The organism is Halostella limicola (assembly GCF_003675875.1).
GTDB lineage: Archaea > Halobacteriota > Halobacteria > Halobacteriales > Natronoarchaeaceae > Halostella > Halostella limicola.
In genome coordinates this window covers 113,675-135,039 of the sequence record NZ_ML014752.1, presented here as the reverse complement: position 1 = coordinate 135,039, position 21,365 = coordinate 113,675, and the positions used below count along the sequence as shown (strand labels likewise).

Here is a 21,365-nt window from a genome sequence, read left to right as displayed (position 1 = left end):
GGGGTAAGCGGTCGCCCGCCGTTCACTCGTCCAGCGACGGGCGCTCGATCCGTCCCTCGATCTCCGGCGCGATGCCGTTCTCGCGGGCGTAGTCGACGACGGCCTCGTGAGCGACGCCGCACCGGCGGATCACGTCGCCCTCGCCGTACGCCGCGCTCACGTGGTCCGTCTCGATCAGGTAATCCGCCACGGCGAGCGTGTACTCGCGGTCCGGGTCCACCGGCTCGCCGCCGACGGTCGCCTCGCGGAGGACGCCGTCCGCGTCGTCCCAGACGATCCGGGCGCCGCTGACGTGGCTGCAGTACCGCAGCGGGAAGTCGTCGTGGTGGTAGCCGATCGGGAGTTCGGCGAGCGCGTCCAGCAGGCGGTCGCCGGGCAGCGAGACGACGGCGAGGTCGTCCTCGTACGGCGTCAGGTTGATCGTCTGCGCCGCGGTGACCTCGCCCTCCAGCGCACCGTCGGAGCGGAGCGCCCCGGCGGGGGAGATGGCGACGTCCGCGTCCGCGCCCCACCGGAGGGCGTCGGCGACGAAGTTGCCGGCGCGGCTCTCGGCGACCATCACCGACTCCTCGGTGAGTTCGATCGGGTCGGAGACCGTCGCCACCACTTCGTCAAGCCCGTGCTCTGCGAGCCTGTCCCGCAGGGCCGCCGCGAGATCGTCGTCGCGGTGGCCGTCGTCGACCTCGCGCACGGTCGCCGCAGTCGAGGGCTCGAACGCGACCTCCGCGACGTACTTCCCGCCGCGACCGGGTCGCACCGTGAGCGTGTCCGCGACGGTCTCGACGTGGACGTCGTGGACGTGGCCGCCCAGCACCACGTCGACGTCGGTCTCGCGGGCGATTCGGGCGTCGCCCTTCCCGCAGTGGGAGGCGACGACGACGCGGTCGACGCCGCGGTCGCGCAACGCCGCCGCCTCCTCGCGGACCACTGGGACGGGGTCGGCGAACTCCACGCCCGCCGCGGCGGGGTTTATCTCGACGGTCTCGGGGTGGGCGACGCCGACGACGCCGACGCGGTAGTTGTCGGTCTCGACGACGGTGCTCGGTTCGACCCCGACGTCCGCCGCGAAGCGCTCGCCGTCCTGCCTCGCGTTGGCGCAGAGCCACGCCTGCGGCGCGGCACCGGCGTTCGCGCGGGCGACGGCGGGGCCGAAGTCGAAGTCGTGGTTGCCGAAGGTGTCGGCGTCGGGCGAGACGGTCCGGAAGAACTCCAGCGCGGCCCGGCCCTCGGTCGCCAGCGAGAGCGCCCCCGGAGCGGTGTTGTCGCCCGTCCCGATCACGACGGTGTCGTCGTCGCGGCGGGCGGCGAGCGTGCCGGCGAGGCGGGCGCAGCGCTCGGGGTCGTCCAGCGCGGTCTCCAGGTCGGAGTAGTGGAGGAGGCGAAGGGACATGTACGCCGGCGACGACCGGGCGGCTAATCAGGGTGTCGGCTTCCGAGCGGGTGCAGCGAGCGGCGGCCGGTAAACGGCCCGTTCACCGCAAAGAGTTTTCACTCGCCCTATTGTTGGTACGCAGTGACATGCCTGAGACGGAGGCGGAACGGGAGGCGCTGCTCGCCGCGGTCGAGAACGTCGCCGACAGGATAGAGGCGGAGAAGTCGCACCTCACGGATCTCGACTCCGCGATCGGCGACGCCGACCACGGCGCGAACCTGAACCGAGGGTTCCGGGCGGCGCTAGAGAAGGTCGAGGCGCTCGACGACCCCGACGCTCAGGAGATCGCGAAGACGGTCGGGACGGCGCTCGTCTCCGAGGTGGGCGGCGCGGCGGGGCCGCTGTACGGCGGGTCGATCATGAGCGCCAGTCAGGAACTGGCCGAGGGAGTCACCGCGGAGACCAGCGTCGCGTTCGCCGAGACGTACCTGGAGAAGCTACAGGACCGCGGCGACGCCAGGGTCGGCGACAAGACGATGGTGGACGCGGTGACGCCCGCGGTCCACACGTACAAGAAGTCGATCGAGGAGGACGACCTGCCGCCGCTCGAAGCGCTGGCGAAGGCCGTCGACGCCGCCCGGCGCGGCGTCGAGTTCACGGTGCCGATCCGGGCGTCGAAGGGACGGGCGTCGTACCTCGGGTGGCGCTCCGTCGGCCATCAGGACCCCGGCGCGACGAGCACGCTGTTCGTCCTGGAGGAACTGCTCGCCACCGCCGAGGAGCACCTCGACGGCGCGGCGGACGTGGACGCGACCTCGCCGACCATCCCCGACGAGGAGGCGGAGGAGTAGATGGTCGGCCTGCTGGTCGTCTCCCACAGCGCCGACGCCGCCCGCGGCATCAGCGACATCGCCGCGGAGATGGGCGGGGCCGACGCCGAGATCGTCCCGGTCGGCGGCGACCCCGACGGCGGCATCGGCACCAGCGTCCCCGACATCCAGGACGCGCTGGAAGCGATGGACGCCGCGGAGGTCGTGGTCCTCGTCGACCTCGGGAGCGCGGTGATGAACGCGGAGATGGCCGTCGAGACGAGCGAGAAGGACGTCGTCGTCGCCGACGCGCCGATACTGGAAGGCGCGCTCAACGCCGCCGTCGAGGCGTCGAGTTCGAAGGCGACGCTCGACTCGGTCAGGGAGTCCGCGGAGGAAGCGCGCGACGTGTCGAAGACGTAGTCAGTCGGCCGATTCCGGGGCAACTTCGTCCCCGCCACGCCACCGCTCCCAGGCGGTCCGGAAGTCGCTCTCGTCCTCTGTGATCCGCTCCCAAGCGACGAGGCCGCGCTCCTCGGGCGTGCCTTCGATGGTGTTGTCGAGAACCAGCGCCACGAGACCGCCGACGGCCATCCCGGTGCCGCCGATGACGTAGAGCGTGTCGGCGACGAGTCGCGTCCCGAGCACGGGGCCGAGCACCGCGACGCTCTCCATGCCGCTCCGGAACGCGGCGGCGCTCTCGAAGCCGCCCATGTACGCCGGCACCGCGAGGCCTGCGAACAGCGCGAAGCCGATGACGAACGTGTTCCGGCCGGAGGAGAGGTCGACGTACTCCAGGTTCGAGAGGCCGACCGCGACGATCTGGCCGAACATGGCGACGAAGAGGCCGCCGACGATGGGGTCGGGGATGGTGGTGACGAGCTGGCCGAAGTAGCCGACGTAGCCGACGACGATCATCGTCACCGCGCCGACCTGCACGACGTAGCGCGAGGCGACGCCCGTGAGGCCGATCGCGCCGATGTTCTCCGAGTACGAGGTCGACCCGCCGGTGCCCATGATCCCGGAGAACACGTTCATCAGCCCCTCCATGCCGATGCCGTGGTTGATGCGCTTCTCGCTCGGCGCGCCGTGGCCGGCGATGCGGGCGACGGCGTGGTAGTCGCCGAAGCTCTCGACGATGGAGGCGAGCACGCCCGCGAACATGCCGATCGCGAGCGAGAGCTGGAACTCGGGCATCCCCCACTGGAGCGGGTAGATCGCGAGGAACGCCGGGGCGTCGGCGACCTGCCCGAGGGGGACGTAGCCCGACGACTCGGGCGTGTAGACGCCCGCCACCGAGAGCGCGGCGGCGACGAGCCACGCGGTCACCATGCCGAGCAGGACGGGAAACAGGCGGAACGCGCGGTGCGCCACGTCGAGGTACTGCGAGAAGCCGACGATGAGCAGGACGGTGAACCCGAGGAGCCACCAGTTCGTCGCGCCGGCGATCTGGGGGACGTTGAACAGCGAGAGGCCGATGAGCGCGATGGTCGGCGCGATGACGACCGGCGAGAGGTACCGGCGGATCTTCCCGACGATACCGAGGTAGCCGATAGCGACCTCGGCGAGCGCCGCGGCGATGATCGCGCCCTGGAGCGCGACGAGTTTCGTCTGCCACGCCGCCTCGCCGGTGGCGCTCACGACGCCGACGATGGCAAGCGCCGGCGCGAGCATGGAGAACGGCGCGCCCTGGACGATCGGGTAGCGGTTGCCGAGCGTCGTCTGCGCCAGCGTCGCGACGCCCGAGACGACGAAGAACGTGCCGACGAACCGGGCCGCGACGTCTCCCGGCATGTCGAGTGCGCCGGCGAGCAGCAGCGGCACCGCGATGTTCGCGCCGACCATCGTCAGGTAGTGCTGGAGGCCGAGCAGCACCGACTCCCCCGTCGGCGGTCTGTCGTCGATACCGTACTCGATGTCGTCGGCGGTCGACGCCGCCGTGGACTCTTCGTGCGCCATTCGGTCTGAATCCCACTCCCCATGCGGGAGTCAAATGCGTATTGATTCGGAGAAGCGGCGGCGATTCGGACCGCGGGACCGAGGGTGACGCGCCCCGCTACCGGCGGCGGGCGAGCAACGTCCCGGTGAGCAGCGCCGCGAGGGCGACGGTCACGCCGAATCCCGCCTGACCGTCGCTGTCGGAATCGGCGTCGGCAGCCGCGGCAGTCGTCGAAGCGGTCGTCTCCGTCGCCGCCGACACGGACACTTCGCCTACGTCGACGTCGCCGACCGCCAGTTCGACCGAGCCGGGGTCGTCGAGGGTCACGTCGAACTCGACGGTGCGGGTCTCGCCGGCCGCGACGCTAACGTTCGTCGACGCGAGCGTCTCGCCGTCGGCGGTGAGGGAAACGGTTTCACTGCCGTCGAGCGAGCCGTCGTTCGCGACGGTCGCGGTGACAGTGACCGACTCGCCGGCGCCGACCGCGGAGGGGTCGACCGACGCGCCGGTGACGTCGACGTCGGCGCGGGCGACCCCCACGGCGAACGCGGAGAAGCCGTCCGTTTCGGCAGTGAAGGCCGTCCCGTTGCGCTCGGTCGGAAGCTCCTCCCAGCTGCCGTTCGCGTAGTGATAGAGGCTGACGTCGTCGAGCGACGCTCCGTCGGGGAGGCCCTCCTCGGCGACGGTGAATGCGATCGTCGCGTTCGCGATGTCGTCGTTGGTGACGTCCGACTTCTCGACCGACAGGTAGCCGAGCGTCGCGCGGTCGTCGAACGCCGTCACGCCGTCCGGCGACTGGTTCGACGCCGCCACTTCCAGGTCGAACTCCCGATTCTCGGCGGCCAGCGTGACGTCGAGTTCGTCAAACGAGACGCCGTCGACGGCGGCCGTCGACGGGAGGTCAGCCGACGCTGACCCGCCGGCCTCCCCGCGGACGATCGACACGGTTGCGCCGTCGAGCGCCGTCGAGACCGACGCGTCCATACCGAGCGGGTCTTCGAGGTTTTGCGGCGGGGCCGCACCGCCGCCACCGATGCTTTCAGACTCGACGGTGACGTTCACCGTCGCAGTTCCGACGTTACCGGCGCCGTCGACCGCGGCCAGTTCGACCGCGTACTCGCCGCTCTCGTCGTAGCTGTGCGTCACGCTCGCGCCGGTTCCGACCGCGGCGGCGCCGTCCCCGAAGGTCCACTCCTTGTGCTGGACGACGGTGGCCGGCGCACCGGTCGCGGTGAACTCGACCGGCTCGCCGGTGCTCACCGTCGTCGACGAGGCGGAGACGTTCACGCGCGGTGCGACCGACGCCTCGTCGAGGACGACCGTGATGTTCCGGTCCCCGTCCATCCGGACGGTCTCTGTGTACGTCTGCGAGACGTACGCGTCGGCGCCGGGCGGCGGACTGACCACGAGAGTGGCGTTGCCCGCCAGTTCGAGGCCGTCGACGGGCCGAGAGCCGTTCGCGCCGACGGCGAACAGTTGCTCGTAGGTTACGCCGTCCGTCTCGACGGAGAGGGACACCTCGGCGTGCGGGACGCCGCCGCCGGACTCGTTCACCGCGGCGAACCCGAGTTCGTTCGCCTCGGGGAGGGCCGTCCGTCCGAGATCGGTGTGGGTGGAGGCGTTGACCCGTTCGATCGCCGCCAGGTCGACGCTCCCGTCGGCGGGGAACGGCGCGCCGGTGGACTCGTTGTACTGCAGGTAGCCCACCGTCACCGTCTCGTTGCGGTCGACGGTGAGGCGGTAGTCGCCCGAGGCGGTGGTCCGGTTGTAATCGACGACGCGTCCGCTGTCGTCGACGGCGACGACCTCGTCGCCCACCGCGGCGTCGCCTGACGGTAACTTCACGCTCCCGGAGACGTACGCCCCGCCGACCGGACCGACGTTGTACGCGTTCTCGACCAGCGACTCGCGGACGTTACCCGCCTCGTCGACGGCGACGACGTCCAGGTGGAGACGCTCCGTCTGCACGGTCGACGTGTCGACGGTGGCCTCGTAGGTCACCGCGCCGGCGTCCGCCGAGCTGACGGTGACGTTCGCCTCGGTCCAGTTCGCGCTGGTGTTCGCTAGCGATCCGTCGTACGGCGCGTCGGTGACGGACGCGTTCGCGTACCTGACGATGACGCTGCCGTTCGTCATGTTGCCGTCCTCGACCGTCACCCGCAGGGACGCCCCGCCGTAGGTCAGGTTGTTGTACTGCCCGGCGCCGGGGGCTTCGACGGCCGCTATCCGCGGGGGAGCGTTGTCCGAGCCCCGCTGGTACGTCGCGGCGAGGCGGGTGACGACGCTCGTCCCGAGCCTGTCGTAGGGGTTCGACCCGAGGAGGGTGACGGCGTACCGCGTCCCGTCGACCAGTTCGGCGTCGCTCGTGTAGCCCACCATCCCGTCGGCCGTGGACCCGTTGGCGACCTCCGTCGAGTTCCGGTAGACGTAGTAGCCGGTCCGGCTGTCGCGGACGAACCGCGTCGGGTGCTGGTCCAACTGCGTGTACGTCCACAGCGAGACGTTATCCGCCGTGGAATCGTTCCGCAATCGCCAGTGCGCCTGGCTCCCGACGACAGGCTGTTTCCCGACGGCGACCTGACGGCGCTCGCCGGGGCTGATCGAGTGGCTCCGTGCCTGGCTGTACCAGTCTCCGCCGACGATGGCCTCGACGCGATGGTCGACCCGATGACTGCTGGTCGACGGCGAGACGTAGAGCGTTTGATCAGCCCGGTCCTCGACCGACAGGTAGATCATCCTGCTCGAGGACGTCGGATACAGCCGGTGGGTCATGTCGTGCCGGACGTAGTACGACTGTCCGACGTCCGTCCGGTGGTACGTCGCGTTCTGCGCGGCGAGAGTGGCGTTATCCGGCGTCCACGTCTGGAAACTGCTGATTCCGACAGTCGGATACACCAGATGGTACGCCACGGGCACGTCGAGGTGGTAGTCGGAGTCGCTCCCGTAGCGGCTCGACGGCGCGAGCAGATAGGAGACGCTCGCGTTCATCGCCTGCGTCTGACCGAATCGCACGGTCCGGCTGTCCGCGAAGAAGTTCAGGGTCCCGATGTCGAGCGACTGGCCGCTCGGCAGCGTGTTCTGGAGTTCCCCGCCGACCGTGAGGTTCGCCAATCGCCCCGTTCCGTTCTCGATGGCGCTCGGGTCGACCGTGTAGGCCACCGACTCGTTCTCGTACAGGGAGAGGGTCGTGTCGCCGTCGACCGTGACGACGTCGCCCATCAGGATGGGCGTGTAGCCGTTCGACTCGTCGTAGCCGGGCGAGATGACGGTGTAGTTGCCGCTGAACAGGCGCTGTTTCGCCGTCCCGTTCGAGACCGTGAGTAACGACACGGACTCGGTGTCGTGGGAGACCAGAACGACGTAGTCGCCTTCCACGCCGACCTCAGTGCCGTTCCGATCGGCCTTCCTGACCGTCAGTTCGCTCCTCGTCGTGTAGCCGAAGATCGCCCGGTACTCGCCACCCTCGACGCGGATCCGGCCGGAGTAGAAGTCCTCGGTCGTGCTCGCGTTGACGGTTATCTCGACGCTGCCGGTCTCGCCGGGGCCGAGGCTCAAGGTGGTTTGGTTCAGCGTGACGTTCCCCGTGACGTTGGTCGTCACACCGGTGACGCTCGCCGTGAGGTTCAGCGTCCGAGACTCGTTCCGGAGGTTAGTGAACTCGACCGTCCGGTTCGCCTCGGCGTTCGGTTCGAGGTCACCGAAATCGGTCGTCGTCCGGTTGACGACGAGGTCGGTCGAGAGCGCGGCCGTGGCGTTGAGTCGACCCGTCCCGGTCTCGTAGACGTCGTAGGAGTCGTTGAGACGGTCGGTCGTGGCGACGAGCGCGCTCCGGAGTTCGGTCGGCGACCAGTCGGGGTTGTCCGCCAGCAGGAGCGCCGCGGTGCCGCTCACCATCGGCGCGGACATGCTCGTCCCGGAGTGAGAGACGTATCCGTCCGTTCCGGCCTCCGCGCTCGTCACCTCGTGGCCCGGCGCGACGAGGTTCGGCTTGACGAGGCCCCGGTCGGCGGTGGGGCCGCGGGACGAGAAGTCGGTCAGGGTATCGGCGTCCGTGCTTGCGCCGACAGTGATCGCCGCCGGGACGACGCCCGGAGAGCCGATAGTGGACCGACCGTAGCGTCCCTCGTTGCCGGCGGAGGCGACGACGGTCACGTTGTTCTCGACCGCGTTCTCGACCGCCCCGTAGAAGGGGTCGTCGCGCTGTGCGGGCCATCCGAGGCTCATGCTGACGACGTCGGCGTCGGTGTCATTGACCGCGTACTCCATGGCCGCGATGACGTCGGACTTCTCACCCCCGCCGTCGTCGTCGAGCACGCGGAGGTTGATCAGGCTCGCGTTCGGCGCCACGCCCACGTACGTCCCGTTGCTGGCCGTGCCGTCGCCCGCCACGATGCCGGCGACGTGCGTTCCGTGGCCGAAGGGATCGTTTTCGATCCCCTCGCCGGTGAAGTCCGCCGCGTGGACGACTGACCCGTTCAGGTCGGGGTGCGTGGCGTCGATGCCGGTGTCGAGCACGGCGACGGTGACGTTCCGACCGCTCACGTTGTGCTCCGCCCGCGCCTGCGCGGCGGAGACGCGTTCGGTGGCGTTTTCGAGCGTGACGGAGACGCGCTGGTCGAGGTAGACGCCCGCAACGTCGTCGTCCGATCGGATCGCCTCGAACGTCTCAGCCGTCCCCGACTTCTCGACGTCCGCGGAGACCGAGTTGGCGATGTCGAGCGTCCGTTCGGTACGGACACCGTCGGTGCGTCGGAGGCCACTACGGAACTCCCTGTTCGCCTCCTGTACCGAAGTTGCAGTGAACGCCGCGTCCTCGTCTTCCGACGTCCGCTGGACGATCACCGGGATCGTATCGGACTCACCGTCCGTCAAGTTCTGTTCGACGAGTCTGTCGACGTTGAACAGCGCGGGGTCGACCCGATCGAGGTCGACGTGCTCCGGGAAGAAGTACGTCCCCTCCGGCGTCGACACCTTTCGGAGGTCCGCGCCGGGCGCAACCCGGTACTCGGTGTCGTTTCCGCGCCGGACCACGGTCACGGTCTGTCCGCTGATCAGCGTGACGTTGTGCTCCGTCACGTTCGTGTCCCCGGGCACGTCCGTCGCTCCATGGGCGGCAGGTCCCGGATCGCCCACCGTCGCCGGCGGGCCAACTGCCGCACCGGGGACCGCGACGGCCATCGTCGCCGCTACTGCTACGAGGAGGATCAAGAGTCCCCTCGCGAAGCGAGACACCTGCGCTTTCGCTGAGTTGGTCCGGAGCATCGATAAAGTCAAAATACTGATCCGTACCACCTACGATAGAAAACATCTCACAAAAATCTAATTAGTTTCACTCACTGTCGGGATAATGTTATATCAGCTAGAAGGATCGGCGGTATCAGCGGGAAACCGTCGGCCAGTAAAAGAACGCTCGAAGGGCGGTCAGTCGTCGGCGGCCACGGGTTCGCCGTGGTCGATCTCGGTGCCCAGCACGTCGAGGAACTCCGACAGCCACTCGGGGTGGTCCGGCCAGGCCTGTCCGGTGACGAGGTTACCGTCGCGCGCGACGCCGTCGGCCCACTCCGCGCCCGCCGTCTCGACCTCGGACTGCAGCGCCGGGTACGCCGTGCAGGTGCGGCCCTCGAGCACGTCCGCCGCGGCGAGTATCTGCAGGCCGTGACAGAGGGCGGCGACCGGCTTGTCCGCCTCGAAGAAGTGCTTCGTGGCGTCGAGCACCTCGTCGTAGCCCCGCAGGTACTCCGGCGCCCGACCGCCCGGGACGACGAGCGCGTCGTACTCCGCCGGGTCGACCGCCGAGAGCGTCGCGGTCAGTTCGAAGTCGTGCCCCCGCGACTCGACGTACGTCTGGTCGCCGCGGAAGTCGTGGACCGCGGTCTTGACCGTCTCTCCCGCCTCCTTCTCCGGACAGACCGCGTCGACGTCGTGCCCGACCATCTCAAGCGCCTGATACGGTACCATCACCTCGTAGTCCTCGACGAAGTCGCCCGCCAGTAGCAGTATCCGGGACATGGCATGATAACATAGGCCATACGCCCTATTAACGTCCCCGACGACTCGGAATTCAAACCGGTTTCCCGGCCGGATCCGCCGCCGCCCGTACTTTTTACAAGAGTTATGTGATATCAATGCGCATGCTCGCCGCGCGACTCCACGAGTACACGGACGACATGAGCGAGGCGCTGAGCGTCGAGGAGGTCGACCGTCCCGAGGCGACCCGGTCGGACCACGTCGTGATCGAGGTCGAGGGCGCCGGCTGGTGCCAGACGGACAACCACATCGTCGAGGGCATGTGGGAGGAGTACGCCCCCGTCGACCTGCCGCAGACCCTCGGCCACGAGAACGCCGGCACCGTCGTCGAGACGGGCGAGGAGGTGACCACCGTCGAGGAGGGCGACCAGGTGATCTGTCACCCGCTGATGACCTGCGGGCAGTGCCGCCGCTGCCGCCTCGGCGACGACATGCACTGCGAGAACGCGCAGTTCCCCGGCCTCACCACCGACGGCGGCTTCGCGGAGTACCTGCTCACGAACGAGCGGGCCGCGATCAAGCTCGACTCGCTCGACCCGGTGGACATCGCGCCGCACGCCGACGCCGGCATCACGGCCTACCACGCCGCGAAGAAGGCGGTCGACGAACTCGTGCCCGGCAGCTACGCGGTCGTCATCGGCATCGGTGGTCTCGGCCACATCGGCCTGCAGGCCGTCGACTCGATGAGCGCCGCCCAGACGATCGCCGTCGACGTGAAGGACGCCGCGCTCGATCTGGCCGAGGAGTGCGGGGCCGACTACACGATCAACCCGACCGAAGAGGACGTCGGCGAGGCGGTCGAGGGGATCACCGACGGCGACCTCGCGCTGCAGTCGCTCGACTTCGTCGGCAGCGACGAGACCACCCGACTCGCGCCCGATATCCTCGCCGGCCGCGGCGACCACCACGTCGTCGGCTACGGGGGCCACGTCCACGAGCCCTCGCAGACGCTCGTCGACGGCGAGGTCTCCTACCGCGGGACGCTCGTCGGCACCTACACCGAACTGCAGGAACTCGTCGCCCTCGTCGAGCAGGGCGAGATGGAACTGCACACCACCGAGTACGACCTCGACCAGATCAACACCGTCGCCGAGAAGCTCGAACACGGCGAGATCGAGGGCCGCGCGGTGATCAAGCCGTAGCGGCCGTCGGCGCGAGTCGCTCGAAACGCGTCTCGTGAATCGTGTTTCGCTGTATAGAATACCGGATGTCGGACACGAGTCGCTGCTGACGACGGCGGCCGACAGAAATCGCTGAGCCGTCCGTTCGGAACGCGACGCGACTACCTCTTCCGCGGGTCGTACGTCAGCGCCTCCTCGAACGCGGGCACGTCCTTCCCGGCGGCGTGGGCGTTGATCTTCGTCGCGGCGGCCGATTCTCGGAGTTCGTCGGCGTCGTAGCCAGCCTCCTCGAACGGGCGCTCCAGCGACGGCTGGTTGCCGAGGTTGAACTTCTGGTGGTAGTCCTCCGCGAGGTAGAACGTATCGAGGGGTTCGACCCGCGTCTCGACGCTGTCCGCCGGCCAGTCGCTCTCCGCGACGTAGTCGGCTATCGCCTCGCGCTCCGCGTCGGTCTCGTGGAAGACGACGTTCTGGTACTGGCGCTTCTTCGGCTGTGAACGCGGCTCGTGGTTGCGGAAGGCGACGTCGAGCAGGTCCGTGAACGACAGCTCGCCGGGGTCGTAGTCGACCTGCACGACCTCGCTGTGGTCGCCGAGAGCGTGGTACGTCGGGTCCGCCTTCGATCCGCCGGCGTAGCCGACGCGGGTGCGGACGACGCCGTCGAGGGCGCCGAACGCCGCGTCCGGGCCCCAGAAGCAGCCGAGGGCGAACGTGGCCGTCTCCGTCTCGTCGGGCGACGGCGCCGACTCGTCGTACGACTCGATAGCGGCGGGGTACAGGGTCACTGCTCGGCGGCCGCCTGATCGCCGAACTTCTCGCGGACCTTCTGCACCTTGGGCTCGGCGTAGAAACTGCAGTAGCGGTCGTCGGGGTTCTTCTCGTAGTAGTCCTGATGCTTCTCCTCCGCCTCGTAGAACTCTTCGAGGGGTTCGACCTCGGTCACGATCTCGTCGTCGTACGCGCCCTCCTCCGTCAGTTCGACGAGGAAGCGTTCGACCTGCTCGCGCTGCTCGTCGTCGTGGTAGAGGACGATGGAGCGGTACTGCGTCCCCACGTCGGGCCCCTGCTTGTTCAGCTGGGTCGGGTCGTGGACGGTGAAAAACACCTTCAGCAGGTCGGGGTAGCTCAGTTCGTCGGTGTCGTACTCGACCTGCACGACCTCGGCGTGGCCGGTGTCGCCGGAACAGACCTCCCGGTAGGTGGGGTCCTCGACGTGCCCGCCGGCGTACCCCGAGGTGACGGACTCGACGCCGTCGAGTTGCTTGAACGCCGCCTCGGTGCACCAGAAGCAACCGCCGCCGAACGTCGCTTTCGCTGTGGACATCGTACTTGACCTCCCTACGGGCTGGGGCCCTATTCGTCTGCCGGTCGCGGATCCCGGCCCGTACGCGGACGACGGCCGACCGCGCGCCGCGGGACGGCGTCGGAACGGTTTAGTGACGCCCGCGTAACCGTTCGACAGTGACTCGTCGCCTCGGAAGTCTGTCGATCCTCGCCGGTCTCGCCTGCGCCCTCGGCGTCGCGCTCGTGCGGTCTCTCCCGACGGAGTGGCCGACGGTCGGGACGCTCGCCGCGGACGTGCTCGCCGCGAAACTGCTGACGGCGGCCGCGGTGGCGTTCGGCGCGTACGGCCTCTACCTCCTCGTCTTCGGGGCGCTCGAACGCCGCTCGAAGAGCAAGCGCCGCCTGCACGACGTCCGGAACGTGCTCCGGCTGGCGTTCGGCGCGGCGGCGCTGGTCGGCGTGTTCGGCGCGCTCACCGAGCAGTGGGTGGGCGTCCTCTTCTCCTTGGGCGTCGTCGGCTTCGCCGTCACGTTCGCGCTCCAGCAGCCGCTGTTCTCCCTGCTCGGGTGGGTGTACATCCTCGTCAAGCGCCCGTACCAGGTCGGCGACCGCGTCCGGATCGAGGAGGCGAAGGGCGACGTCATCGACGTCGACTTCCTGGTCACGACGCTGTGGGAGATAAACGGGGACCTCGTCACCTCGAACCAGCCGTCGGGACGGATCGTCACCGTCCCCAACAGCGTCGTACTCTCCTCGGAGGTGTTCAACTACTCCTGGGAGGAGTTCCCCTACGTCTGGAACGAGGTGTCGGTGCAGGTTGCCTACGAGACCGACCTGGAGTTCGCCCGGAGCGAGATGATCGCCGTCGCGGACGATCACCTCGGCGAGGAGATGCGCCGCAACGTCGCGCGCTACCGGGAGGTGCTCTCGGAGACGCCGGTCGAACTCGAGGTGAACGACCGGCCGAGCGTCAACGTCGTCCAGCAGGAGTCGTGGGTAGAGCTCCGCCTGCGCTACCTCGTCCACCCGAAGCGCGGTCAGCGCACGAAGAACGCCCTGTACGAGCGGATACTGGAGCGGTTCAACGACCGCCCCGACCGCGTGGCGTTCCCGGTGAGCCGCAACCGCTGAGGCCCGGCCGCCGACCGGTCCGGCGGTCGCGGAGGGTGTGGGCAACCTTCACGGACCGGCAAAAGGGGTTTGTTGTTGCAGCACTAACACTTCGACGACCGTGTCCGACCCTGACTGGAACGACATCTTCTCCGCGCTCAGAGACCGGCCGCGTCGGCGGCTGCTGGTCTCGCTGCTCGACGAGGAGGCGGCAATCGACGGTCTGGACGTCCCGGAAGACGTGCACGCGGGGGAGAAAGACCTCGAAACCCTGCGGGTCGAACTGTTCCACAACCACCTGCCGTTGCTGACTCACGAAGGGTACGTCGACTGGGACCGCGAGAGCGAGCGAGTGTCCAGAGGCCCCCGTTTCGACCGCATCCGACCGGTCCTCAGTCTCTTCGACGATCACCGGGACGAGTTGCCCGCGAACTGGCCCTGACGGACCGTCGCGGGCGCTCCCGCTCCGCGAACCAAACCGTTACGGTGCCGTCAGTGGCACGGACGCACATGGAGATCGTTCCCGACGAGACGGTTCGCTTCGTCCGCGCCGTCGCGCCCGCCCCCGACGAGGTGCTGAAGGAGATGGCCGAGTACGCCGACGAGACGGGCTTCCCGACCGTCGGTCACGAGGTCGGCGCGACGCTGCGGATCGCCGCGCGGATGGTCGACGCCGAGCGCGTCTTCGAGTTCGGCTCGGGGTACGGCTACTCGGCGTACTGGTTCGCCGAGGCGCTCCCCGGGGACGGCGAGATCGTCCTCACCGAGCACGACGAGGACGAACTGGAGCTGGCCCGCGAGTACATGGCCCGCGGCGGCTACGACGACCTCGCGCGGTACGAGAGCGGCGACGCCCTCGACGCCGTCGAGCGCTACGACGGCCCGTTCGACGTGGTGCTGATCGACCACCAGAAGCACCGCTACCGAGAGGCGTTCGACGCCGTCCGCGAGAAGGTGCCGCCGGGCGGCGTCGTCGTCGCCGACAACGCGATGATAGCCGGGGTCATCGAGTTCGAGAAGCTGCTGGCGATCCTGGAGGGCGACGACCCCGGCGACGCGAACGAGCAGACGCTGGGGATCGCGGAGTACCTCGAAACGGTCCGCGACGACCCGGACTTCGAGACGGTCGTCCTCCCGCTCGGCGAGGGGATCGCGGTGAGCTATCGGGTGCAGTGAACCACCAAACCGGCGCTTGGCTTACGCTTCGAACCCGTCCTCGAAGACGAACGTCCCGTTCCGCTGGATCACTTCGCCGTCGACCTCGATGTAGGAGTCCTCGCTCATGTCGACGATCATGTCCTCGTGGACGGCGCTCTGGTTGTGCTCGCGGTCCTCGCCGACGTTCTCCTCGTAGGCGCGGCCGATGGCCATGTGGACGGTGTCGCCCATCTTCTCGTCGAACAGCATGTCGTAGGTGAACCGGTCGATGTCGCGGTTCATCCCGATGCCGAGCTCGCCCAGCCGACGCGCCCCCTCGTCCGTGTTCAGCAGCGACGTGAGCACCTCCTCGTTCTTGCTGGCGCTGTGGTCGACGACCTCGCCGTCCTCGAAGGTGAGGCGGACGTCGAGGACCTCGCGTCCCTGTGCGATGAGCGGCATGTCGAAGTGGACAGCTCCCTCGACGGAGTCCGGCACCGGCGCAGTGAACACCTCGCCCGCGGGCATGTTCACGTCGCCCCAGTCGTTCTCGGCGTTCATCCCGTCGACGCTCATCGTCAGGTCGGTCCCGTCGCCGCTGACGATCCGGACCTCGCTCGCGGGGTCGAGGATCTCGACCAGCTGCTCCTGGAACTCGCGCTGGGCCTCCCAGTCCTTGTTGACGGCGCTCCAGACGAACTCCTCGTACGCCTCGGTGCTCATCTCGGCCTTCTGGGCGCTCGCCGGGGCCGGATACTTCGTGAGACACCAGCGGCTGTCCATCATCTCTTCGCTGACCGGCCGGTTCGCCTTTCGGTGGGCGGCAGTCTTCTCGGGGTCCACGTCGCTCGTCTCGAACGCGTTCGACGACGCCCGGACGTGGATGGCCACGTCCGCCGCCTCCGCCATCGCCATGCCGACCTCGGAGAGCTCGAACTGGTCCTCGTCGGCGGCCCGCATGTACGCACGGTGCGCGCGTTTCGGTGCGCCGGTCGTGCGGGGGATGCCGCCGCGTTCGCCGACCAGCTCGTAGAGGGCGACGACCAGGTCCTCGGCGACCGCGGGCGCCGAGATGACGACCTCGTCGCCGGCCTCGACGTCGGTGCACTGGTCGACGATCACTTCCGCGTGTTCGCGGACTCGGGGATCCATACCCCCTCGTTCAGCCAAAACCGTGATATTCGTTACGAAACGAAACAGCGAGAAAACGACGTGTCTCAGTCCTCTTTGATGTCCTGCAGCTGGTCGAGCAGCGCGTCGCTGTCGGCGCCCTCCGTGGAGACCTCGCCCTCGTGTTCGTGTTCGTGGACGTTGATGCCCTCGCCGTCGTCCTCGTCGTCCACGTTCTGGTCCTGCTGTTCGGATTCGTCGTAGCTACCGAAGCCCATACCCCGACGGGGAGCCGGTAGCAAGTAAAGTATCACGACTCGGGATACGTTCGGGACGCGTTCGCATCGCACGGCCGCGACGGAGCGGGAACGGCGCCAACTCCCAACGGCAGGTAAATTCTTCGCGCCGTGTCGTGCGTTCCATGGGCTATATGACCGATCGCTCCCTGTATCGTCCATGGAACTACTTGACGAGAGTATCGTCCCCGAGCACGCGCGGGACGTGAAACGAGACGCCCGCGAGTTCGCCGAGGAGCACATCGCACCCAACGCCGAGGAGTACTTCAGCGCCGGCGAGTACCCCTGGGAGATCCTCGAAGCGGGCCAGGAGGCGGGACTCGTCGCGCAGGACATCGGCGAGGAGTACGGCGGCCGCGGCCTCTCGCTCGTCGAGGTGCTCGGCATCGCGGAGGAGTTCTTCCGCGCCGACGCCGGCATCGCGCTGACGCTCCAGCTCGCGAGCTTCGGCGCCTCCATCATCGAGGAGTACGGGACCGAGGAGCAGAAAGAGGAGTACCTCCGCCCCGTCGCGGAGTGCGAGCAGATAACCGGCCTCGCCGTCTCCGAACCGGAGACCGGCAGCGACCTCGCCGGGATGCAGACCCGCGCGGAGAAAGACGGCGACGAGTACGTCCTCAACGGCGAGAAGTACTGGGTCGGCAACGCCGTCGAGGGCGACTGGCTTACGGTGTACGCCCGGACGGGCGACGACGAGGACAACCGCTACGGCAACCACTCGCTTTTCATCGTCCCCACCGACGCGGACGGCTACGACGCCGAGCACATCCCCGAGAAGATGGGGATGCGCGCCTCGAAGCAGGGCCACATCGTCTTCGACGACTGCCGGATCCCCGAGGAGAACCTGATCGGCCACGAGGACGCCGGCTTCTACATGCTCGCCGAGTTCTTCAACCACGGCCGCGTCGTCGTCTCGGGTCACGGCCTCGGCCTCGCCGCGGCGGCCATCGAGGAGGCCTGGGAGTTCACCCACGGACGGCAGGCGTTCGGGCGTGACGTCAGCGACTTCCAGGCGGTCCAGCACGGCCTCGCGGACATGCGCATGGAGTACGAGGCCGCCCGGTCGCTCGCCTACCGCGCCGCGGAGAAGGTCGAGAGCGGCGGGAACGCCGGCCTCTGGGCCGCCATGGCGAAGACGAAGGCGACCGAGACCGCCGTCGACTGCGCCGAGCGGGGGATGCAGTTCCACGGCGGCCGCTCGATCCTCACCGACCGCCGGATCGCCCGCGTCTACCGCGACGTACGCATCCCCGTCATCTACGAGGGGGCCAACGAGATCCAGCGGAACCTCATCTACAACCAGTCCTGAGGCCGGATCAGGCGCCGTCGGCGGTCGCGAACCGGAGCGCGACGGTCGTCCCGCCGTCGCTCTCGATGTCGAACTCCCCGTCGTAGCGGTTCGCGATCCACCCGACGAGCCACAGCCCGAGGCCGCCGCTGTGGTGGAGCTGGGATATCTCGCGCTCGCCGAGCAGCACCTCGCGCTCGTCGGCGGGGATCCCCGGGCCGTCGTCGGTGACGCGCAGTTCCGTCGCGTCACCGCGCCGCTTTACGGTGACGTCGATCCGCGGGTCGCGGCCCGCGTGGCTCACCGCGTTGTCGAGTAGTTCCTCGACGGCGATCTCCACCTCGTGGCCCGCCCGCACCGACGCCGAGTCGGGCGCGGTCAGGTGGAACGCGACGGTGGGATGGGCGTCGCGGAACTCGCCGACGGCGCGTCGCACCACCGCCGCGAGGTCGACCGGCGAGGTATCGACCTCCGAGGGCGGGACGAGCAGTTGCTCCGTCGTCCGCGCCTTCTCGCTCAGGGCGATCAGCTCCTGGCTGGTCTCTCGGATCACCTCGGCGTTGTGCCGCCGCGTGGCGTCGTCGGTCGCGTCCTTCAGCAGCCCCGCCCGCCCCTGGATGACGTTCAGCGAGTTGCGGAGGTTGTGCCGGAGCAGCCGGTTCAGGACGAGCAGCATCGTCTCGCGCTCGGCGAGGGTCGCGGCGAGCCGCGAGAAGGCGGCCTCCAGCTCGCCCCACTCGCTGCTCCCCGAGAGGACGAGTTCGGTGTCGTACTGCCGTCGCTCCAGCGCGGTGACGCCGTTCAGCAGCTTCTCGGCCTGCTTGATGTCCTTGCGGTAGACCCAGGCGACGACGCCGAACAGCGTCGCGAACGCGACGACGATGGGGGCGAGCTGTTGCACCACCAGACTCCGAACGCCCTCGGCGACCGCGGCCCGGTCCTGCGAGACCGTCACGGTCCACCCGGTCGCATCCATCCGAGCGGTCCCGGTAACCGGGTCGTCGAAGTCGCCGCCGGAGTCGTACAGCGTCCGCTCGCCCGCCGCGACGGCGATGGACTGGGTCTCGTCGGTCCGCCCCGCGATGGAGGAGAAAAAGGAGGCGTTCGACAGGTGAATCGCGGCGTTGAGCGACCCGACGACCGACCCGTTCTCGCGGACCGGCACGCTCACGACGACGACCGCGTTGTCGGTCTCGGCGTCTATCGGCTCGCTGACGTGCGTCTCGCCGGCCAATGCACGCCGGACGTACCGACGGTCGCTCAGGTCGCTGCCGAGCACGTCCCGCCGCGTCGACTCGTCGACGCCGCCGATCGCGACGAGCGTCCCGTTCCCCGCGACGACGGACGCGCCGTCGAACGCCGTCCGCTCCAGCAGCGAGTCGAGATATCGGGACTGCGTGTCGGAGCCGTGTTTCGCCACGTCGGGATGCGACGCGGCGACGGAGAGCGTCTGCTGGCTCGTGACGAGCCTGTCGTCGAGCTGGACCGCGGTCGACTCGGCCTGCTTCTCGGCGTCCGTCTCGGCGTTCTCGATCAGTAGCCGCTGGTGGGACTGGAACTCAAGAAACACCACGCTCCCCGTCGTCAGCGCGAGGAGGAGGAAAAGAACGAGGAGCTTGGTTCTCAAACGCATCGCAGATAGTTCCGAACTATCTCATCTCTGGAGGCGTGCACGAATATACTTGGCGGCTCGGACCCTCAGGAGTCCGCTGAGGCGGCGCCCGTCTCGGCCGTCGCTGCCGCCGAAAAGGTGACAACAAACGTTATAACGGCGTGTTGGCTAAAGGTAGGAAAGCGCCCGACGCCGTCCGCGCGTTCCGGGCGACGTCGGTACGAGACCAGCGAACACTAATGACTGAGTCGAAACGGGTCCTCTGTGTCTGTGACGACGCGGAGCGACGGGAACAGCTCGCTGCGCCCCTTCGGTGGTCGGCGCCGGCCGTCTCCGTCGACACCGCCCCCGGCTTCGACGCCGCCATCGACTACGTCGAGGACGGCAACGTCGACTGCGTGGTGAGCGACTACGCGACGGTGTCCGCCGCCCCCGCGATACTGCAGGCCATCCGCGAGCGCCACCCGGACCTCCCGCTGCTGATCGTCACCGAGTACGACACGCCGGACGGAAGCGGCACGGCGGTCGCGGAGGTCGTCGACTTCGTCGACGAGCTCGGGCAGCCGGGGTCGGACGAGGCGTTCGCCGGCTGGGTCGCGAACTCGATGGCCCGCAACCCCGCCGACGCGGCGCCGCCGGGCGGGACCCGACCGGAGGACGTCGTCAGGGACGTCAAGCGGGGACTGGTCGACGCGACGTCGCCCATGGACGTCGAGCGGGCGGTCTGCGACCAGCTGACCCTCGGCGGCCGGTACTCGTTCGCCTGGATCGGCGAGTACGACACGGGGGAGCGCCAGGTCGTCCCCTGGGTGACGGGCGCGGCGGTCGACGACTGGTCGATCGCCGAGACGTTCGCCGTCGATCCCTCGACGCCGGAGACGCTAATAGAGCGGGTCCTCCGGACCCGGGAGACGACAGTGGTGCAGGACGTCGGCGACCACCCGCTGTCGGTGCCGTGGGAGGAGACCGCCCTCGACAACGACTGCACCGCGACCGTGCTCGCTCCCCTCGCCGCCGACGACGAACTGTACGGCGTCCTCGGCGTCTACACCGACGACCCGGAGGGCGTCTCCGAGATGGAGCGGTCGGCGATAGAGGAGATCGCGGACACGGTGTCGAACGTGCTCCACTCGATGGCGCTCCGGGGACGGATCGAACAGCAGGAGCGCGTCCTCCGGCGGTACGAGCGCCTCGTCGAGACCGTCGGCGACGGGATGTACGCCCTCGACGCGGACGGCCACTTCATGACCGTCAACAACGGCCTCGTCGCGATGACGGGGTACACGCGCGAAGGCCTGCTCGGGGAGCACGTCTCGATCGTCATGGACGAGGCGGACGTCGCGGAGGGGCGCGAGAAGATCCGCGGACTGCTCGACGGCGACGCCGAGACGGCCGCCATGGAGATGGGCGTCCACACGAAGGACGGGCGGGTCGTCCCCTGCGAGAACCAGATCGCCCTGCTCACCGACGATGACGGGGATCTTCAGGGCACCGTTGGCGTCGTACGCGACATCACCGAACGGAAGAAACGCGAGCGCGAGCTCCAGCGTCAGAACGAGCGGTTGGAGGCGTTCGCCGAGATCGTCAGCCACGACCTGCGGAACCCGCTGTCGGTCGCGCAGGGTTACCTCGACCTCGCGATGGAGCAGGACAGCACGAGTCAGCTCGACAACGTCGACGACGCCCTGGACCGGATGGAGGACATCATCGGCGACGTGCTCGCGCTCGCCAGACACGGACAGACGGTCACCGAGACCGACCCGACCGACCTGACGGCGACGGTCGAGGAGGCGTGGTCGAACGTCAGCACCGAGGCGGCGACCCTGTCCGTCGACGACCTCGGCAGCGTGGCCGCGGACCGGTCGCGACTGCTGCGCCTGCTGGAGAACCTCTTCCGCAACGCGATCGAACACGGCGGCGACGACGTCGCCGTCAGGGCCGGTCCCCTCGACGTCGGCGACCCGGCAGCGGCGGAGGCGCTGGACCCGCCGGTGGCCGACGCGGCGGAGAACCGGCGGACGGCTGGCTTCTTCGTCGCGGACGACGGCCGGGGGATGCCGGAGCACGTCCGCGAGCACGCCTTCGAGTCCGACTTCACGACGTCGGAGAACGGCCTCGGGCTGGGGCTGTGGGTGGTGCGCGAGGTGGCGAGCGCGCACGGCTGGACGGTGACGGCGACGGAGAGCGAGAGCGGCGGGGCCCGGTTCGAGTTCGCGGACGTGAAGCGGCCGGCGGAGTAAGGGACGCGGCGAGAAAAGCG

17 protein-coding genes are annotated in these 21,365 nt (G+C 68.8%); 8 read left to right on the top strand and 9 right to left on the bottom strand.

All coding sequences use genetic code 11. From position 1 onward, the window contains the following. Positions 1-22 precede the first annotated feature (22 nt). Positions 23-1,390, bottom strand: coding sequence for a bifunctional metallophosphatase/5'-nucleotidase (locus tag D8670_RS00635; protein WP_121816167.1), 1,368 nt, complete (start codon positions 1,388-1,390; stop codon positions 23-25). Between the two features lie 128 nt (positions 1,391-1,518). On the opposite strand from D8670_RS00635, the gene dhaL reads away from it, so the two are divergent. After that, a complete protein-coding gene (gene dhaL, locus D8670_RS00630; RefSeq protein WP_121816166.1) occupies positions 1,519-2,223 on the top strand; it encodes a dihydroxyacetone kinase subunit DhaL in 705 nt (234 codons plus the stop codon). After that, complete coding sequence (dhaM, locus tag D8670_RS00625; protein WP_121816165.1) at positions 2,224-2,604, top strand: dihydroxyacetone kinase phosphoryl donor subunit DhaM; 381 nt, start codon at positions 2,224-2,226, stop codon at positions 2,602-2,604. Here dhaM and D8670_RS00620 read toward each other — a convergent pair whose 3' ends face one another. The 3 genes from D8670_RS00620 to D8670_RS00610 form a co-directional block, all read right to left on the bottom strand. Further along, positions 2,605-4,140, bottom strand: a complete 1,536-nt coding sequence (locus D8670_RS00620; protein WP_121816164.1) for a uracil-xanthine permease family protein — start codon at positions 4,138-4,140, stop codon at positions 2,605-2,607. It lies immediately after the preceding gene. A gap of 97 nt (positions 4,141-4,237) precedes the next feature. Beyond that, positions 4,238-9,298, bottom strand: a complete 5,061-nt coding sequence (locus D8670_RS00615; RefSeq protein ID WP_162994104.1) for a S8 family serine peptidase — start codon at positions 9,296-9,298, stop codon at positions 4,238-4,240. A gap of 243 nt (positions 9,299-9,541) precedes the next feature. Beyond that, entirely contained in the window at positions 9,542-10,129 is a 588-nt protein-coding gene (locus tag D8670_RS00610) for a DJ-1/PfpI family protein (RefSeq protein WP_121816162.1), read from the bottom strand. A 122-nt stretch (positions 10,130-10,251) separates the two neighbouring features. Between D8670_RS00610 and D8670_RS00605 the strand changes: the two genes are divergently transcribed. Continuing rightward, positions 10,252-11,289: an NAD(P)-dependent alcohol dehydrogenase gene (locus D8670_RS00605; RefSeq protein WP_121816161.1), complete on the top strand. Its 1,038-nt coding sequence runs from the start codon at positions 10,252-10,254 to the stop codon at positions 11,287-11,289. Between the two features lie 140 nt (positions 11,290-11,429). Here D8670_RS00605 and D8670_RS00600 read toward each other — a convergent pair whose 3' ends face one another. Both D8670_RS00600 and msrA read right to left on the bottom strand, forming a co-directional pair. After that, positions 11,430-12,053, bottom strand: coding sequence for a peptide-methionine (S)-S-oxide reductase MsrA (locus tag D8670_RS00600; protein WP_121816160.1), 624 nt, complete (start codon positions 12,051-12,053; stop codon positions 11,430-11,432). Further along, positions 12,050-12,592, bottom strand: a complete 543-nt coding sequence (msrA, locus tag D8670_RS00595) for a peptide-methionine (S)-S-oxide reductase MsrA (RefSeq protein WP_121816159.1) — start codon at positions 12,590-12,592, stop codon at positions 12,050-12,052. Before msrA ends, D8670_RS00600 begins: the two co-directional genes overlap by 4 nt. Positions 12,593-12,729: 137 nt before the next feature. Between msrA and D8670_RS00590 the strand changes: the two genes are divergently transcribed. From D8670_RS00590 to D8670_RS00580, 3 genes are all read left to right on the top strand, one after another. Continuing rightward, positions 12,730-13,683, top strand: coding sequence for a mechanosensitive ion channel family protein (locus tag D8670_RS00590; protein WP_121816158.1), 954 nt, complete (start codon positions 12,730-12,732; stop codon positions 13,681-13,683). Positions 13,684-13,783: 100 nt separating this feature from the next. Beyond that, positions 13,784-14,104, top strand: coding sequence for a DUF7344 domain-containing protein (locus D8670_RS00585; RefSeq protein ID WP_121816157.1), 321 nt, complete (start codon positions 13,784-13,786; stop codon positions 14,102-14,104). A 68-nt stretch (positions 14,105-14,172) separates the two neighbouring features. After that, positions 14,173-14,838 (top strand): O-methyltransferase, encoded by a 666-nt coding sequence (locus D8670_RS00580; protein ID WP_121816156.1) that lies wholly within the window; start codon positions 14,173-14,175, stop codon positions 14,836-14,838. A gap of 21 nt (positions 14,839-14,859) precedes the next feature. On the opposite strand, the gene D8670_RS00575 is transcribed toward D8670_RS00580, so the two are convergent. Next, on the bottom strand, positions 14,860-15,951 hold the full coding sequence (locus D8670_RS00575; RefSeq protein WP_121816155.1) for an aminopeptidase: 1,092 nt from the start codon (positions 15,949-15,951) through the stop codon (positions 14,860-14,862). 65 nt (positions 15,952-16,016) lie between these two features. After that, positions 16,017-16,187: a DUF5786 family protein gene (locus D8670_RS00570; RefSeq protein ID WP_121816154.1), complete on the bottom strand. Its 171-nt coding sequence runs from the start codon at positions 16,185-16,187 to the stop codon at positions 16,017-16,019. 178 nt (positions 16,188-16,365) lie between these two features. Here D8670_RS00570 and D8670_RS00565 point away from each other — a divergent pair, with 178 nt between their 5' ends. Beyond that, a complete protein-coding gene (locus D8670_RS00565; protein WP_121816153.1) occupies positions 16,366-17,514 on the top strand; it encodes an acyl-CoA dehydrogenase family protein in 1,149 nt (382 codons plus the stop codon). Between the two features lie 7 nt (positions 17,515-17,521). Here D8670_RS00565 and D8670_RS00560 read toward each other — a convergent pair whose 3' ends face one another. Beyond that, positions 17,522-19,126 carry a sensor histidine kinase gene (locus D8670_RS00560; protein ID WP_121816152.1) on the bottom strand — a complete coding sequence of 535 codons (1,605 nt, stop codon included), beginning with the start codon at positions 19,124-19,126 and terminating at the stop codon, positions 17,522-17,524. 218 nt (positions 19,127-19,344) lie between these two features. On the opposite strand from D8670_RS00560, the gene D8670_RS00555 reads away from it, so the two are divergent. Next, entirely contained in the window at positions 19,345-21,345 is a 2,001-nt protein-coding gene (locus D8670_RS00555; protein ID WP_121816151.1) for a hybrid sensor histidine kinase/response regulator, read from the top strand. Positions 21,346-21,365: the final 20 nt, after the last annotated feature.